The 15,031-nt window shown below is 71.0% G+C and carries 13 protein-coding genes and 1 pseudogene; 8 read left to right on the top strand and 6 right to left on the bottom strand.

Annotated elements, in window-relative coordinates:
- Nucleotides 1–245: transglycosylase SLT domain-containing protein (locus ABD361_RS19090; protein ID WP_344436624.1), on the top strand; the 245-nt coding region annotated here is incomplete at its 5' end.
- 42 nt (nucleotides 246–287) lie between these two features.
- On the opposite strand, the gene ABD361_RS19085 is transcribed toward ABD361_RS19090, so the two are convergent.
- Entirely contained in the window at nucleotides 288–710 is a 423-nt protein-coding gene (locus ABD361_RS19085) for a MarR family winged helix-turn-helix transcriptional regulator (RefSeq protein WP_344436623.1), read from the bottom strand.
- 93 nt (nucleotides 711–803) lie between these two features.
- On the opposite strand from ABD361_RS19085, the gene ABD361_RS19080 reads away from it, so the two are divergent.
- From ABD361_RS19080 to ABD361_RS19070, 3 genes and pseudogenes are all read left to right on the top strand, one after another.
- Nucleotides 804–1,820 (top strand): ABC-2 transporter permease, encoded by a 1,017-nt coding sequence (locus tag ABD361_RS19080; protein ID WP_344436622.1) that lies wholly within the window; start codon nucleotides 804–806, stop codon nucleotides 1,818–1,820.
- Nucleotides 1,821–1,863: 43 nt separating this feature from the next.
- Nucleotides 1,864–3,195, top strand: coding sequence for an aldehyde dehydrogenase family protein (locus tag ABD361_RS19075; RefSeq protein WP_344436621.1), 1,332 nt, complete (start codon nucleotides 1,864–1,866; stop codon nucleotides 3,193–3,195).
- A 53-nt stretch (nucleotides 3,196–3,248) separates the two neighbouring features.
- Nucleotides 3,249–3,514: pseudogene (locus ABD361_RS19070) on the top strand (IS481 family transposase); the annotation flags it as partial.
- Nucleotides 3,515–3,606: 92 nt separating this feature from the next.
- Here the strand turns inward: ABD361_RS19070 and ABD361_RS19065 are convergent.
- The 3 genes from ABD361_RS19065 to ABD361_RS19055 all read right to left on the bottom strand — a co-directional run bounded on the left by ABD361_RS19065 (nucleotide 3,607) and on the right by ABD361_RS19055 (nucleotide 9,032).
- Complete coding sequence (locus ABD361_RS19065; RefSeq protein WP_344436620.1) at nucleotides 3,607–5,241, bottom strand: FG-GAP-like repeat-containing protein; 1,635 nt, start codon at nucleotides 5,239–5,241, stop codon at nucleotides 3,607–3,609.
- Between the two features lie 89 nt (nucleotides 5,242–5,330).
- Nucleotides 5,331–6,851: a S1 family peptidase gene (locus ABD361_RS19060; protein WP_344436618.1), complete on the bottom strand. Its 1,521-nt coding sequence runs from the start codon at nucleotides 6,849–6,851 to the stop codon at nucleotides 5,331–5,333.
- 567 nt (nucleotides 6,852–7,418) lie between these two features.
- On the bottom strand, nucleotides 7,419–9,032 hold the full coding sequence (locus ABD361_RS19055) for an ABC-F family ATP-binding cassette domain-containing protein (RefSeq protein ID WP_344436617.1): 1,614 nt from the start codon (nucleotides 9,030–9,032) through the stop codon (nucleotides 7,419–7,421).
- 226 nt (nucleotides 9,033–9,258) lie between these two features.
- On the opposite strand from ABD361_RS19055, the gene ABD361_RS19050 reads away from it, so the two are divergent.
- Nucleotides 9,259–10,083, top strand: a complete 825-nt coding sequence (locus ABD361_RS19050; protein ID WP_344436616.1) for a polysaccharide deacetylase family protein — start codon at nucleotides 9,259–9,261, stop codon at nucleotides 10,081–10,083.
- Here the strand turns inward: ABD361_RS19050 and cynR are convergent.
- Nucleotides 10,038–10,979 (bottom strand): transcriptional regulator CynR, encoded by a 942-nt coding sequence (gene cynR, locus ABD361_RS19045; RefSeq protein ID WP_344436615.1) that lies wholly within the window; start codon nucleotides 10,977–10,979, stop codon nucleotides 10,038–10,040. The genes ABD361_RS19050 and cynR overlap by 46 nt on opposite strands.
- A 124-nt stretch (nucleotides 10,980–11,103) precedes the next feature.
- On the opposite strand from cynR, the gene ABD361_RS19040 reads away from it, so the two are divergent.
- The 3 genes from ABD361_RS19040 to ABD361_RS19030 are packed head-to-tail and all read left to right on the top strand — an operon-like array spanning nucleotide 11,104 to nucleotide 12,681.
- Nucleotides 11,104–11,694 (top strand): carbonic anhydrase, encoded by a 591-nt coding sequence (locus tag ABD361_RS19040; protein ID WP_344436614.1) that lies wholly within the window; start codon nucleotides 11,104–11,106, stop codon nucleotides 11,692–11,694.
- 28 nt (nucleotides 11,695–11,722) lie between these two features.
- Nucleotides 11,723–12,193, top strand: a complete 471-nt coding sequence (gene cynS / locus ABD361_RS19035; RefSeq protein WP_344436613.1) for a cyanase — start codon at nucleotides 11,723–11,725, stop codon at nucleotides 12,191–12,193.
- Between the two features lie 14 nt (nucleotides 12,194–12,207).
- Nucleotides 12,208–12,681 carry a nucleoside deaminase gene (locus ABD361_RS19030; protein WP_344436612.1) on the top strand — a complete coding sequence of 158 codons (474 nt, stop codon included), beginning with the start codon at nucleotides 12,208–12,210 and terminating at the stop codon, nucleotides 12,679–12,681.
- Nucleotides 12,682–12,691: 10 nt separating this feature from the next.
- On the opposite strand, the gene ABD361_RS19025 is transcribed toward ABD361_RS19030, so the two are convergent.
- Nucleotides 12,692–15,025 carry an ATP-binding cassette domain-containing protein gene (locus ABD361_RS19025; protein WP_344436611.1) on the bottom strand — a complete coding sequence of 778 codons (2,334 nt, stop codon included), beginning with the start codon at nucleotides 15,023–15,025 and terminating at the stop codon, nucleotides 12,692–12,694.
- Nucleotides 15,026–15,031 lie beyond the last annotated feature (6 nt).

Below are 15,031 nucleotides of genomic sequence, written 5' to 3'. Positions count from 1 at the left end.
GCATCAAGCGCAACGTGATGCGTGAGTCCACCGGTAACCCGCGTGCGATCAACGACTGGGACGTCAACGCCGTCAACGGTGTCCCCTCGAAGGGTCTGCTGCAGATCATCGACCCGACGTTCAAGGCCTACCACGTCGACGGCACGTCCTGGGACATCTACGACCCGGTCGCCAACATCGTCGCGTCCTGCAACTACGCCGCCGACAAGTACGGCTCCATGGACAACGTCAACTCCGCCTACTGATCAGCCCCACAATCGCAGACAGCTCTCTCAACGCCGCCGGTGTCAGCCGGCGGCGTTGTAGCGCTGCAGGTACCTCGCGAAGCGCTCCAGGTCGGCGTCGTCCCAGTCGGTGAAGCGGTCCTCGAAGATCGCCCGGCGCTGCCGGTGGGCCTCCGCGAGCAGCCGCAGGCCGTCCTGCGAGGGGCGCAGGATCTGCCCGCGCCGGTCCTCGGGGTCGACTTCGCGCACGATCAGGCCGAGGCGTTCCAGGACGGCGGTCTGCCGGCTGACGGTGGACTTGTCGAGCAGGAAGTGGTCGGCGAGGTCGGTGCCGCGGCAGCCGCCGGTCGCCTCCAGGTGGTCGAGCATGCTGTAGGTCACCAGGGACAGCTCGGGGTGGATCTGCGCGGCCTTGTGCCGGGCCCGGCGGGCGAACGCGGTCAGCTCGCGCTGGATGGTGCTCAGGGTCACATCGCGGTCCGGCATATCTCCACCTTCCAATCGGTTGCATAATACATTCAGTATTGGTTGCATTTACCAACCTCTGAGACCCTCGCACCGCCGGAGGAGCCCCCGCTCATGACCGCTCACGCCGCCCACGGGCCGCGCCACCACCTCAAGCACGTGGCCGTGCACCTCCTGACCCCGCTGCTGATGTGCCTGGGCATGGGCCTGGCCTACCTCGGCGCCTTCCACTCCCCCGAGCCGCACGGCATGAAGGTCGCCGTCGTCGGCAGCACCGCCCGCACCCAGGTCCTCGCCCAGACCATCAAGGACAGGGCCGGCGACGCCCTGGACGTCACCACCGTCGCCGACCGCGCCACCGCCGTCCGGCAGCTGCGGGACCGCGAGCTGGCCGGCGCGTACGTGCCCGGCGCCGAGCACCCCGAGGTGCTGGTGGCGAAGGCCGGCTCCGACACCACCGCCACCGCCGCCACGGCCGTCTTCCGCAGCGTCACCGACCACCAGGGCGTGCCCCTGAAGGTCACCGACCTCACCACACTGTCCTCGGGCGACCCCACCGGGCAGGGCATCTTCTTCCTGCTCGTCGCGCTGAGCATCGGCTCGTACGGCAGCGTGGCGGCCATCGGCGCGGCCGGTGCCGCCCTGAGCCTGTGGACCCGCGCGGCCGTCGGCCTGGCCGTCTCCTTCGTGGTCAGCGCCATCGGCATGGCCCTCGCCGGCCCCGTCTTCCACGTCGTCGACCACGACTACGCCACCGTGTGGGGCATGGCCTGGCTCTACTCCGCGGGCGTGATCGCCTTCGGCATCGGACTGCACACGTTCCTCAAGCGCTGGACGACACTGACGATGATGGTGCTGTTCGTGATGCTGAACTTCACGACCTCGGGCGGCGTGTTCCGCCCCGAGCTGCAGAACGGCTTCTTCGGCTCCCTGCACGCCTTCTGGAACGGCGCCGGCTTCGTCGAGGGCGCCCGCTCGCTGCTCTACTTCGACGGCGGCGCCGGCTTCGACGGCCGCGTGCTGTCGCTGTTCGTCTGGCTGGCCGGCGGCGTGGCCCTGCTCGCCGTGGCGGCCGCGGCCGAGAAGCGCCGCGCCCGGCCCCGCCTGGCCGCCGTACCGGCCGCCGCCTGATCCCCTCCCCCCCCTTTTGGAACGTCTCCCGGAACGAGGCACCATGTCGCACCCCACCCCCGCCCCCACCCCCGAACGGCCCGCCGAGGCCGTCGCCCGGCTCCGCGCCGCCTTCCGCACCGGCCGCACCCGGCCGCTCGCCTGGCGCACCGCCCAGCTGCGCGCCCTGCGCACCCTGCTCACCGAGGAGGCCGCGGCGCTCGCCGACGCGCTCCACCGGGACCTGGGCAAGAGCGCGTACGAGGCCCACCGCACCGAGATCGGCTTCACGATCCGGGAGATCGACCACACCCTGGAGCACCTCGGCGACTGGCTGCGGCCGCAGCCCGCGGACGTGCCGGAGCACCTGGCGGGGGCGAGCGCCTGGACGCAGTACGACCCGCTGGGCGTCGTCCTCGTCATCGCGCCCTGGAACTACCCGGCCCAGCTGCTGCTGACCCCGCTGCTGGGCGCCCTCGCGGCGGGCAACGCGGTGCTCGCCAAGCCCAGCGAACTGGCCCCGGCCACCTCCGCCGTCCTCGCCCGCCTGCTCCCGCAGTACCTCGACGCGGACGCGGTGGCCGTCGTCGAGGGCGGCGTGCCCGAGACCACGGAGCTGCTGGCCGAGCGCTTCGACCACATCTTCTACACCGGCAACGGCACGGTGGGCCGCATCGTGATGGCGGCCGCGGCCCGGCACCTGACGCCGGTCACGCTGGAGCTGGGCGGCAAGTCACCGGTCTTCGTCGACCGGGGCACCGACCCTCAGGAGGTGGCGCGGCGCCTGGCGGCCGGCAAGTTCCTCAACGCGGGCCAGACGTGCGTGGCCCCCGACTACGTCCTGACCGACCCGGAGACCGCCCGGGCCCTGGAGCCGGCCCTGGCGCGTGCGGTGGAGGAGCTGTACGGCCCCGACCCGGCGACCGGCGACCGGTACGGGCGCATCGTCAACGAGCGCCACTTCGACCGGCTGACCGCGCTGCTCGGCTCCGGCCGCGTGGTGACGGGCGGCGACAGCGACCGGGAGACGAAGTACATCGCCCCCACCGTCCTGGCCGACGTCGACCCCGACGCGCCCGTGATGCAGGAGGAGATCTTCGGCCCCGTCCTGCCCGTCGTCACGGTGCCCGGTCTGGACGAGGCGATCGCCTTCATCAACGACCGCGACAAGCCGCTCGCGCTGTACGCCTTCACCGACTCGCCCGCCGTGCGCGAGCGCCTGGCGGCCGAGACGTCGTCGGGCGGCCTGTCCTTCGGCCTGCCGCTCGCCCACCTCACCGTCCCGGAACTGCCGTTCGGCGGCGTGGGCGAGAGCGGCATGGGCAACTACCACGGCCGCTACTCCCTGGAGACGTTCAGCCACCGCAAGGCCCTGCTGGCCGAGCCGCCGCGCTGAGCAGCCGGGCGCCTGCCGGGAGCCGGCCGAGCTGGATCGATCAAGAGCATTGTCAACGCTGGAAGGCCGAAGGCGATGCGGGCCCGGGTAACCGGCTCAGCAGGCTGCCCACGCCTCGCATCGGACAACAGCCTCTGCGAAAGAGCGGGTCTGCGACCTGCGGCGGACCCGCCAGCTCAGGCCCCGGATCGGCCCGATCGCGGGACTGCCGGTATCCACCGTGCACCGCATCCTCACCCACCATCGACTGAACCGGCTCTCCTGGCTCGACCGTCCGACCGGCACCGTGATCCGCCGCTACGAACATGCCCCCGGCGAGCCGATCCAGTTCGAGGTGAATTCCACCGACGACTACTCCCGCCTCACCCACAGCGGAATCCACCCTGACGAGAAGCTGCGGGTCAATTGCACCTAGATCCGCACCTTGCTGCCGGGCTCGCCGACGCCGGTGGCATAGGTGCCGGCCTCGGTCCAGCGCTGGGAGGCGTTCAAACCGTTGTTGATCCACGCCTTCATAACGCCGTCGTCCTGCAGGACCAGGTAGTCGGCCCTGCCGTCACCATCGACGTCCGCGAAGCGGACCTTGTCACCGGACTCACCGACGCTGCTCGCGAAGTCCGCCACCTCGGTCCACTTACCCGAGCCCGGCTCACCGTCATTCGTCCAGGCCCTGACCGAACCGTCGTCCTGGACGACCAGGTAATCGGCCTTGCCATCACCGTTGATGTCGGCGAAGCGAACCTTCTCCGCCGACTCGCCCACGCCCGAGGCGAAGGCGACGGGGTCCGACCAGCCACCGTTTCCGGTACCGCCCTTGTTGATCCAGGCCCGCACCGATCCGTCGTCCTTGACGACGAGGTAGTCCGCCTTGCGGTCACCGTTGACGTCCGCGAAACGGACTCTGCCGCCCGCCTCGTCGACCCCCGTGGCGAAGGTGCCGAATTCGTCCCACCGGCCCGGTCCGCTGCGGCCGTTGTTCACCCAGGCCTTCACGACCCCGTCGTCGTGGACCACGAGATAGTCGACCAGACCGTCGCCGTTGATGTCGGCGAAGCGGACCCTCTCCCCCGGCTCGCCCACACCCGAGGCGAAGGGGAGGGGGTCGGACCAGGTGCCACGACCGGTCCCTCGCTCGTTGATCCACGCCCTGGCCGAGCCGTCAGGCTCGACGACGAGGTAATCGGCCTTGCGGTCGCCGTTGATGTCGACGGCGTAGTCACCCCAGACCTTCGCGGGCTTGATGTCGACGTGGGGGCGGATCCACCCGTCGGCGGCCGCGCGGGCGAGCCCGCTGGAGAAGGCTTCCGCCATCTTCGCGTAGCCGCTGGCATTGGGGTGGGTCCCATCGGAAAGGTCGCGCGTGGTGACCGCGTCCATGCCGACGAAACCGACGTGTCGGCCCTTGGCCTGCCGCGCGGCGACCAGCTTGGGAACCGCCGCGTTGAACGCCTCGACACGCTTCTGGACGGTGGGGTCCGCAGACGGTACGAGAGAAGCGACCAGAACCGTCATGTCGGGGGCAGCCGTGGTGATTTTGTCGATGAGCGCGCCAAGTCGAGCGGGTGCCCCATCCACCCGATCATTGCTGCCCATGTCATTGGTCCCTATGTGGAGCAGCACCACGTTGGGCTTGGCCATCGACAGCCACGTCTCGACGCAGGAGGAGAGGTCGGAGATCCTCCAGCCGTAGTGCCCCTCGTGGTCCAGATCGACGCCGGGCAGCTTGCCGTCCCTGCGGGAACCCACGAAGTCCAGGGAATCGGCATGTCCGCCCAGCCGCTTCCACAAGTCACCGCGGTAGCCGGTCCCGCCGGAGTCCGCGCTGCCCGTCCCGAAGGTGATCGAGTCGCCGAGCGGCATCACCGCGAGCCGGGGGACCTTCCAGCCCTTCACGTCGGCAGTGTTCACAAGCGGACGGTCGGCGCCGGCCGCGCGGGCGGAGGGCACGTCGACGGACCACGCGCCGGCGGTCAGCAGGCCCGCGGTCAGAGCGGCGGCGACGGTGCCGGCCTTCATACGCAGAGCGAGGTGGGATGTCGTGCTCAAGTGCATGTCCTTGTTCCTAGAAGTGCGCATCGCGCTGCGGGGCTTGTGCCGACGTGTTCGGCACAAGCCCCGCAGAGTTCCGATCCGGGTTACTTGAGGAGATCCACCTCAGTGTGGGTACCGGCGGCGTCGACGGACGGGTACAGGCTCACGTTGCCGTCCTTCCAACGCACCAGAACGTCACCGGCACGGTCGTTGGCCGTGAAGGCACCCCCGGCCAAGGCCCGGGCGTAGTCCCACGAGGAACCCTGCTTCCGGATCTTGATCTCGTCGTGGAAGCCCGCAGTGGCGCTGACGCCCGGGTAGATGCTGGCGGAGCCGTCCTTCCAGCGGACCATGAGATCTGCGGTCGACTTCCCCGTGAACTCACCCGAGGTCATCTGCTCGATGTTCTGCGCGGCTGCGCCCTTTTTCAGCAGCTCCTTCTCGGAGCCGAGCCCGTTGGTGCCGAGGTCCTGGAACATGGAGACGGAGCCGTCCTGCCAGACCACGAGCATGTCGTCACGCAGCGGGTTGTCCGTGTACCGGCCGACAGTGATGTGCTGGGCGTAGGTCTTCCAGGTCTCGCTGCCCTCCTTACGCAGCTCCTTCTCCTCGCTGAAGCCGTTCTGGTTGACGTGCGGGAACCACGTCACGTGCCCGTTTTGCCAGCCGACCACCAGGCCGTCACTGCCGCTACCCGTGAAGTTCCCGGCAGCGACGTGCTTGGCAGCGCCCCAGCCGGACCTTCCGATGACGTATTCGGAGGTGAAGGGGCCCTTGGGGTTGTTGGTTTCGGCACCCTGGAAGAGGCTGGCCGAGCCGTCTTCCCAGGCCACGAACAGGTCCATGTGCCGGCTGCCGCCGAGCGATCCACCAGTGAAGTAGCCAGGCACCAAGTGCTTGGCTTTCGTCCAGTCCTTCCCGCGCAGAACCGCAGCGTTGTCCCGGTTGACCACGGTCTGGACCCAGGCGGCGACATCGTCGGTACGGGCCGAGAGCGCATCCGTACGCGTCTCCTTGCCGTCCACGCCCAAGCAGCCGCCCTGCCAGGACCGGCTGTTGACGCCGACGAGCTCAGCACGGCCGCCCACCTCGCGGAACAGCGGACCACCAGTGTCACCCTGGCAGACGGCAGCGCCGGAGGACTTGCCGGCGATCTGGACCGTGGCGCCCTTCACGGCGCTCACACTGAAGGTCGCCTGGTGCAGGAGATCCGGCACCCACTCGTCCTTCGTACGGCCGTAGCCCGCGGTCCGCAGCTCCTCGCCCTCCAGCGGCGCTCCGGAACCGACGCTGAGGGGGGTAATGCCCGTCACCGGCCTGGCCAGCTTGGCCATCACGACGTCGCGGTCGTCACGGGGGACGATCTCGATGACGTCCACGACCGTCCCGACTTCCCGGGTGAGGTCAGAACGACCTATCGTGGCCCTCGTCTTGAAAGCGGGAGTACCGGCCGCCACCTTGGTGGATCCGTTGGGTGCCTCGGCGAAGCAGCTGGCGGCACTCACCAGCCACTGGGACGAGACCAGCGCAGCCGAGCAGCTCCGCGCGACGTGCGCGTCGTCCCCCTTGGGGAACATCTCGAGCTTGGCCGCGAATCCGTAGGAGTCCTTGACCGGATCGCCCACTACGGCATGCGCAGGAGCAGCCGTGAGTACACCCGCCGCGACCGCGGACAGGACCACTCCCGAAACCCACCCTGTGCGTAGATGTCTGGCAGACATGTCGTTCTTCCTCGCTATTCATCGGCGCCTGCCGTCACCGCCGACACGGACGACGAACCTGCTCCTGACGACGGCGCGGACGACACGGTTTGGAGAAGGGCCCTTGCCCTATTCGTACGAAAATGAAGTGATCAACGTCACCAACAGTCGGTTGTGCCGCCGACCGTGCTCGCTTCCAGCGCAGCGGAGCGCATTCGATGTCCCCCCGATTCGCCGAACGGCGCGCGTCTTCCTCACGCAGGCCAGTACATCGACCGCGGAGCGCTCATTAGTAAAGCATATGGTGAGATCTTGATAAAAGAGACGCTAGTTACTCCTGAGCTAGCCACAGCTATGTCATATCGGGCGACCCAAGCGGCATCCGGGCAGACGTCTTTCCCGCCAGCTCCTGAGGCCCCGTCATGCGGGTGGCCGTTGCAGCCACCGGGCGGGGGCGCACCCCTCGTACGAAGTGCGCCGCCGCCCGGCGGGTCAGGCGAGGGAGATCAGGTCGCGGTAGTCCTCGCTCCACAGGTCCTCGTCCGCGTCCGGCAGGAGCAGGACGCGGTCGGGGCGCAGGGCGTCGAGGGCGCTCTCGTCGTGGGTGACCATGACGATCGCGCCGGGGTAGGCGCCCACCGCGGCCAGGACCTCGGCCCGGGAGGCGGGGTCGAGGTTGTTGGTGGGCTCGTCCAGCAGCAGCACGTTGGCGCCGCCGTGGACCAGCCCGGCCAGGGCCAGGCGGGTCTTCTCCCCGCCGGACAGGACGCCCGCGGGCTTGTCCGCGTCGTCCCCGCCGAAGAGGAACGCGCCGAGGACGTGCCGGGCCTCGCCGTCCGTCAGGTGCGGGGCGGCGGCCGCAAGGTTCTCCCGGACGGTGCGGGCCGCGTCCAGCGTGTCGTGCTCCTGGGCGAAGTACCCCAGGCGCAGGCCGTGCCCGTGCACCACCCGGCCGGCGTCCGGGGCCTCGGCGCCGGCCAGGATCCGCAACAGGGTGGTCTTGCCGGCGCCGTTGAGGCCGAGGATCACCAGGCGGCTGCCCCGGTCGACGGCCAGGTCGACGCCGTCGAGCACGCGGTGGTCGCCGTAGGACTTGGCCAGGCCGACCGCCCCCAGTGGCGTGCGGCCGCACGGCGCGGGCTCGGGCAGCCGGATGCGGGCGGTGCGCTCGGTGCGCCGGGCCGGCTCCAGGCCGGCCAGCAGGCGGTCGGCGCGGCGCGCCATGCTGCGGGCCATGACGGCGGTGGCCGAGCGGGCCTTCATCCGGTCAGCCTGCGCGTGCAGGGCCGCGGCCTTGCGCTCGGCACCGGCCCGCTCCCGGGTCCGGCGCCGTTCGTCGCTCTCGCGCTGGGCGAGGTAGGTGTGCCAGCCGGTGTTGTGGACGTCGATGGTCGCGCGCGTGGGGTCCAGGTGGAAGACGCGGTTGACGACGTCGGCGAGCAGAGCGGTGTCGTGGCTGATCACCACCAGGCCGCCCTGGTGACCGTGCAGGAAGGTGCGCAGCCAGGCGACCGAGTCGGCGTCCAGGTGGTTGGTGGGCTCGTCCAGCAGCAGGGTGCCGCCGTTTCCGGCGAGCCCGGCGAAGAGGATGCGGGCGAGTTCGACGCGGCGGCGCTGGCCGCCGGAGAGGGTGCCGACCGGCTCGGTCAGCACGCGGTCGGGCAGCCCGAGCCCGGCCGCGACGCGGGCGGCCTCGGCCTCGGCGGCGTACCCGCCGCCGGCCTGGAAGGCGGCCTCGGCGCGCGCGTAGGCGGCCATGGCGCGTTCCAGCTCGGCGGGGCGCGCGGCGCGGGCCATCGCCGCCTCGGCGGCGCGCAGCGCGCGCAGGGCGCGGTCGAGGCCGCGGGCGGAGAGGATGCGGTCGGTGACGGTGACGGCGGGGTCGGCGGCGCGGGAGTCCTGGGCGAGGAAGCCCACGGGCCCGGTGCGGGTGATGGTGCCGGCGGCCGGGCCGGTGGCGCCGGCGAGGGCGGTCATCAAGGTGGTCTTGCCCGCGCCGTTGCGGCCGACCAGGCCGATGCGGTCGCCGGGGGAGACGGTGAAGGAGAGGTCGGACAGCAGCACGCGGGCACCCGCGCGCAGCTCGACACCGCGAACGGTAATCATGAGGTAACGCTCCGAAACAGCGAGAGGACACACTTCTGGCGTGGAAGCGGGTCCTCGGCTAGGAGATTCGGGGCGTAGACATGCCCCCCACGGTAACGAGCGCCCCGCAAGGGGCGCATCCGCTTTTCCCGGCGACCGCATCGCCTTCACCCGGGCGGGCGGCCACCGGGCCCGTACGTCGTCGTCACCGGCACCCGGCGGGCAGGCGCCGGTAACGTGCTGCGGCGTGAGGCGTTCCCCGGGGGCGTTGACGGCGGCGGCGACCGCGATGGCAACGGTCGTCGCCCTGTCCGGCGTCCCGGCGCCTGCCGCCGCGACGGTGCCCGGCGGCAGTCCCTGCGACCGGCTGCGGGCCCTGTACGGCTCGGAGAACCGCACGATGCCCACCCGGGCACACGTGGTGGCCCTGACGTTCAATGCCGCATGGGACGTGGAGGGGATCGACACGGTGCTGGACGTGCTGCGCCGGCGCGGCGCCCCCGCCACGTTCTTCCTCACCGGCGACTTCGCCGACCGCCACCCGTCCGCCGCCCGCGCCATCGCCGCGGCCGGGCACGGCATCGGCAACCACTCCTACAGCCACCCCCACTTCGAGGCCCTGCGGCCGCAGGAGCGCGCGGCGGAGGTCCTGCGCGCAGACCGTGCCGTCCGCGCGGCCACGGGCACCGCTCCTCTGCCGTTCTTCCGCTTCCCTTACGGCGACACCACCCCGCAGGAGATCGCCGAGGTCAACGCCCTGGGGTTCGCCGACATCGAGTGGACCACCGACACCAAGGGGTACCTGGGGCCGGCCCGCGGCATGACGGTCGAGGAGGCCGTCCGGCGGGCACTGGACGCCCTGCGCCCCGGGGAGATCGTCCAGATGCACGTGGGCTCCGACGGGCAGGACACCGTCCTGGACGCCGCGGCCCTGCCGCGGATCGTCGACGCCGTCCGCGCCCGCGGCTACACGATCACCGACCTGCGCAGTCTGCTCGGCACGCGGGCCGCCTGGGCCGCTGCACCTCAGTGCGCCGGACCGCCCGGGCCGCCCGGACCGGCCGGGGCGTAGGCCCGGGCCGCGACGTGGTCGTGCGCGAGGCGGGTGAACGCCCGGGCGGCGGCGCTGCAGTAGGCGTCCGCGCGGGCGAGGAGGGCGACGGTGCGCGTGGGCAGGGGCGGGTCGAGGGGGACGCGCGTCAGGTGCGGGTGGCCGTCGGTGATCGCGTCGGGCAGCACGGTGGCCAGTGGCGTGCGCCGGACGATCTCGATCAGGGCCTGGACGGAGTCGGCCTCCACGGCGATGGGCGGGTGGACGCCGTGGCGGCCGAAGTGGGCGTCGATGTGGCCGCGGGTGGCGAAGTCGCGGCTGAGCAAGGCCAGATGACGGTCGTTCAGGCTCCGCACGGGAACGGGTGCCCGGTCCGCGGCAGCGGTGGTGTGCGGGCCGGTGACCAGGCCGAGGGTCTCGGTGAACAGGGGCGAGGCGCCGATGCCGGGCAGGTGGGCGCCGGGGCCGGTGAACGCGATGCCGAGGTCGAGGTCGTCGGCGAGGAGGGCGGCCTCGATGCCGTCCTGGGTCGTCTCGCGCACGGTCAGGGTGACGCCGGGGTGCGCGTCGTGGAGCGCTGCGGCGAGCGGTCCGACGAGGTAGGCCGTGAACGTGGGCGTGACGCCCACGCGCAGGTCGCCGCGCGAGAGGTCCTGCACGTCGTGGACGGCCCGCTCGGCGGCGGCCAGGTCGCGCAGCGCCCGGCGGGCGTGCTCGACGTAGACCAGGCCGGCGTCGGTGGGCCGCACGGTGCGGCCCGTACGGTCCAGCAGTTGCACGCCGACCATGCGTTCCAGCTGCTTGATCTGCTGGGACAGGGTGGGCTGGGAGATGTGCAGGTCCTCGGCGGCGCGGGTGAAGTTGCCGTGCTCGGCGACGGCGAGCAGGTAGCGCAGGTGACGCAGTTCGAGAGCCATGGAGACAACTATAGGTGTCATCTATGCGATGCATGCTGAACGACTCTTGGACTCTATAGACCCAGCTCATGCATGGTGGAACGCGTCGGCCCGCAAGGCCGGCCGCCACCGAAGGGAGTGACCCATGCATGACCTCGCCGAGGGCGTCGCGCGGTTCCGGCGGGACGTCTTCCCCGCCAAGGAAGGGCTCTTCGCCCGCCTGGCCACCGAGCACCGCCCGCACACCCTGTTCATCGGCTGCTCCGACGCCCGCGTCGTGCCCGAGCTGATCCTGGGCTGCGAGCCCGGGGAGCTGTTCGTCGTACGGACCGCGGGCAATCTCGTCCCCGCCCACGCCCCCGGCACCGACGGCGTGGCGGCGAGCATCGAGTACGCCGTCGCCGTTCTCGGTGTGTCGCGCATCGTGGTCTGCGGGCACTCCGCGTGCGGCGCGATGACCGCGCTCGCCGAGGGACACGACCTCGCCGCCGCTCCGGCAGTCGCCGACTGGCTCCGTCACGCCGACGCCGCGTCGGCCCGGGCCGCCGGCGACGGCGGGACGTCCGCGCTCGTCCGCGAGAACGTGCACGCCCAGCTGGCGAACCTCGCCACCCACCCGCCGGTCGCCCGCGCGCTCGCCCGGGGCACGGTGACGCTGCACGGCTGGGTCTTCGACATCGCCACCGGCCGCGTCACGGACGTGTGCGCCGACGCGTGCGCCGCTCCCACCCACTGATCCCAAGAAGCAGGAAGGCAGAAAGCCCATGATCCACGCCCAGTTCGACCCCACCGCCCGCCGGCTCCTCGCCGCCGCCGCGGTCGAGGCCAAGACCCGCAAGAACCTCACCTGGCAGCAGATCGCCGACGCCTCCGGCCTGTCCGTCGCCTTCACCACCGCCGCCGTGCTCGGCCAGCACGCCCTGCCCGCGGCCTCGGCCGAGGCGGTGGCCGACCTCCTCGGGCTGGACGCCGACGCCGCGCTGCTCCTGCAGACCATCCCCACGCGCGGCTCGATCCCCGGCGGCATCCCCACCGACCCGACCGTCTACCGCTTCCACGAGATGCTCCAGGTCTACGGCACCACGCTGAAGGCGCTGGTCCACGAGCAGTTCGGCGACGGCATCATCTCGGCGATCAACTTCAAGCTGGACGTGCGGAAGGTCGCCGACCCCGAGGGCGGCGAGCGCGCCGTCATCACCCTCGACGGCAAGTACCTGCCGACCAAGCCCTTCTGAGCCCGGGAGACACCATGGACTTCATCCAGCGCACCATCGACCTCGCCCGCCGCAACGTCGAGGAGGGCGGCCGCCCCTTCGCGACCGTCGTCGTCAAGGACGGCGAGGTCCTGGCGGAGAGCCCCAACAAGGTCGCCCAGACCGGCGACCCCACCGCCCATGCCGAGGTCCTCGCCATCCGCGAGGCCTGCCTGCGCGCGGGCACCGAGCACCTGACCGGCACCACCGTCTACGTCCTGGCCCACCCCTGCCCCATGTGCCTGGGCGCCCTGTACTACTGCTCCCCCGACGAGGTCGTCTTCCTCACCACCCGCGACGCCTACGCGCCGTACTACGTGGACGACCGCAGGTACTTCGAGCTCGCCACCTTCTACGACGAGTTCGCCAAGCCGTGGCAGCAGCGCCGCCTGCCGATGCGCCACGAACCCCGCGAGGAGGCCGTGGCGGTCTACCGCACCTGGCAGGAGCGCAACACCGCCACGGCCTGAGGCCGGGGGCCTAGCGGGACGGGGCGGGTGAGGCGTCGCGGTAGAGCCTGAGGTACTCGCCCGTGTGGGAGTGCGGGCTCGCGGCCAGGTCCGCCGGGGTGCCGGTGAAGACGATCTCGCCGCCGGTGTTGCCGCCCTCGGGTCCCAGGTCGATGACCCAGTCCGCCTGGGAAACCACCGCGAGGTCATGTTCGATGACCACCACGGTGTTGCCGCGGTCGACGAGCCCGTTGAGCAGGCCCGTCAGCATGTCGATGTCGGACAGGTGCAGCCCGGTGGTGGGCTCGTCGAGGATGTAGACGGTGCCGGAGCCCGCCAGTCGGTCGGCGAGCTTCATGCGCTGGCGTTCGCCGCCCGAGAGGGTGGCGAGCGACTGGCCGAGACCCAGGTAGCCGATGCCGGTCTCGATGAGGGCGCCGATCTTGGAGCGCAGCGGTGCTTCGGTGAAGAACTCCGATGCCTCGTCGGCCGACATCTCCAGCACGTCGGCGATCGACTTGCCCCGTACCCGGTGCCGCAGCACCGACTCCTTGAATCGCCGGCCGTCGCAGCCCTCGCAGTGAGTGGTGACCGGGTCCATGTAGGCGACCTCGGTGATCAGCACGCCCCGCCCCTCGCACTCCTCGCACGCGCCCTGCGAGTTGAAGCTGAAGAGGCTGGCGGGCTCACCGCTGGCCCTGGCGAAAAGCTTGCGGATCGGCTCCATCAGCTTCAGGTAGCTGGCGGGCGTGGAGCGGGAGGAGCGGGGGATGGGCGACTGGTCGACGAAGACGGCCCCGGGGTACTGGCTGCGGAAGGCGTGGGCGATCAGGGAGCTCTTCCCCGCGCCGGCAACACCGGTCACCGCGGTCAGGACACCGACGGGGACGTCGACCGAAACGTTCTTGAGGTTGTGCACCGAGGCATCCCGCAGGGGCAGGGTGCGCTCGAAACGGCGGGGGCTCGCCTTGATCTCCCCACTGCGGCGCAGGCCGCGCCCGGTGAGGGTGTCGGCGGCGCGCAGCTGCTCGTAGCTGCCCTGGAAGACGATCTCGCCGCCGTGCACGCCGGCTCGCGGGCCGATCTCGACGATGTGGTCGGCGACGGCCATGATGTCCGGGTCGTGCTCGACGACCAGGACCGTGTTGCCCTTGTCGCGCAGGGCGCGCAGCAGGTCGTTGAGACGGCTGACGTCGCGCGGGTGGAGGCCGACGCTGGGCTCGTCGAAGATGTACGTCAGCCCGGTGAGCTCGCTCCCGAGGTGGTTGACGAGCTTGAGCCGCTGGCCCTCGCCTCCGGAGAGGGTGGGGGTGGCCCGGTCGAGGGTGAGATAGCCCAGACCGATGGCCTCGATCTGCTGCAGGGTCTCCCGGATGGTGGCGACGAGCGGCGTGTCGAGCCGTTCCTGCAGCGCCGTGACGACGCCGACGAGGTCGCTGATCTGCAGCTGGGCCCAGTCGGCGATGGTGCGGCCGTCGATCTTCGTGGCCAGTGCCTTCTGGTTGAGCCGGGCGCCGCCGCACATCGTGCACACGCCCTCGCAGATGAACTCGGCAGCGCTCTCCCGCGTGGCTTTGCTCAGGGTCGTCACGTCCCGTTTGAGATGGCGCCGGACGAACCCGTCCACCAGCCCCTCGTACTTGAGCCGGTGCGTGTTGCCGTTGGGGTAGACGACTTCGACCGTTCCCTCGCTGCCGTGCATGAGGGTCTGGAGTTCGTCGGGGGTGTAGTCCGCCAGCTTCTTGTCGGGGTCCAGGCGCTCGTAGTTGGTGTAGAACTGCCGGCTCGTGCTGCCCGGCGCGTACCCGGGGAGGAGGATCGCCCCCTCGTTGAGCGACTTGCTGCGGTCGAGCATGCGGTCGGGGTCGGGGCGCAGGGCGCGACCGAGGCCCTCGCACTCGGGGCACATGCCCTTGGGGTCGTTGAAGGAGTAGAGCCAGGTCTGGGTCAGGCCGCCTTCACCGTGGTTGGCGAACAGCACGCGCATGACGGTGTAGACGTCGGTGACCGTGCCCACCGTCGAGCGGGCATTGCCGCCCAGGGGCCGCTGGTCGACGACCACGGGGGTCGTCAGCTTCGAGACGGCGTCCACGTGGGGCCTCTCGAACTTCGGCAGGTCGTGCCGGATGTTCCACGGGAAGGTGGCGTTGAGCTGGCGTTGGGCCTCGACGGCGACGGTGTCGAAGACCAGGGAGGACTTCCCGGACCCCGAGACGCCGACGAAGACGGTGATCCGGTTCTTGGGAATGGTGAGGGAGACGTTCTTGAGATTGTTCTCGCGGGCGCCGACGACCTGGATGCCTTCCAGGGACACGGCCTCTCCGGCCTGCGCCCGGGGACCGGCCTGCGGGGTGGTACGGGTCACTCCATC

It is taken from the genome of Streptomyces luteosporeus (assembly GCF_039532865.1).
GTDB lineage: Bacteria > Actinomycetota > Actinomycetes > Streptomycetales > Streptomycetaceae > Streptomyces > Streptomyces luteosporeus.
This window is presented reverse-complemented; position numbering and strand designations above follow the sequence as displayed.

Bases quoted from the DNA above. Each gene is read 5' to 3' on its own strand.
- ABD361_RS19055 (WP_344436617.1), bottom strand. From the start codon at position 9,032: ATGATTACCGTTCGCGGTGTCGAGCTGCGCGCGGGTGCCCGCGTGCTG.
- ABD361_RS19080 (WP_344436622.1), top strand. From the start codon at position 804: ATGACCGCTCACGCCGCCCACGGGCCGCGCCACCACCTCAAGCACGTG.
- ABD361_RS19075 (WP_344436621.1), top strand. From the start codon at position 1,864: ATGTCGCACCCCACCCCCGCCCCCACCCCCGAACGGCCCGCCGAGGCC.
- ABD361_RS19085 (WP_344436623.1), bottom strand. From the start codon at position 710: ATGCCGGACCGCGATGTGACCCTGAGCACCATCCAGCGCGAGCTGACC.
- cynS (WP_344436613.1), top strand. From the start codon at position 11,723: ATGATCCACGCCCAGTTCGACCCCACCGCCCGCCGGCTCCTCGCCGCC.
- cynR (WP_344436615.1), bottom strand. From the start codon at position 10,979: ATGGCTCTCGAACTGCGTCACCTGCGCTACCTGCTCGCCGTCGCCGAG.
- ABD361_RS19030 (WP_344436612.1), top strand. From the start codon at position 12,208: ATGGACTTCATCCAGCGCACCATCGACCTCGCCCGCCGCAACGTCGAG.
- ABD361_RS19040 (WP_344436614.1), top strand. From the start codon at position 11,104: ATGCATGACCTCGCCGAGGGCGTCGCGCGGTTCCGGCGGGACGTCTTC.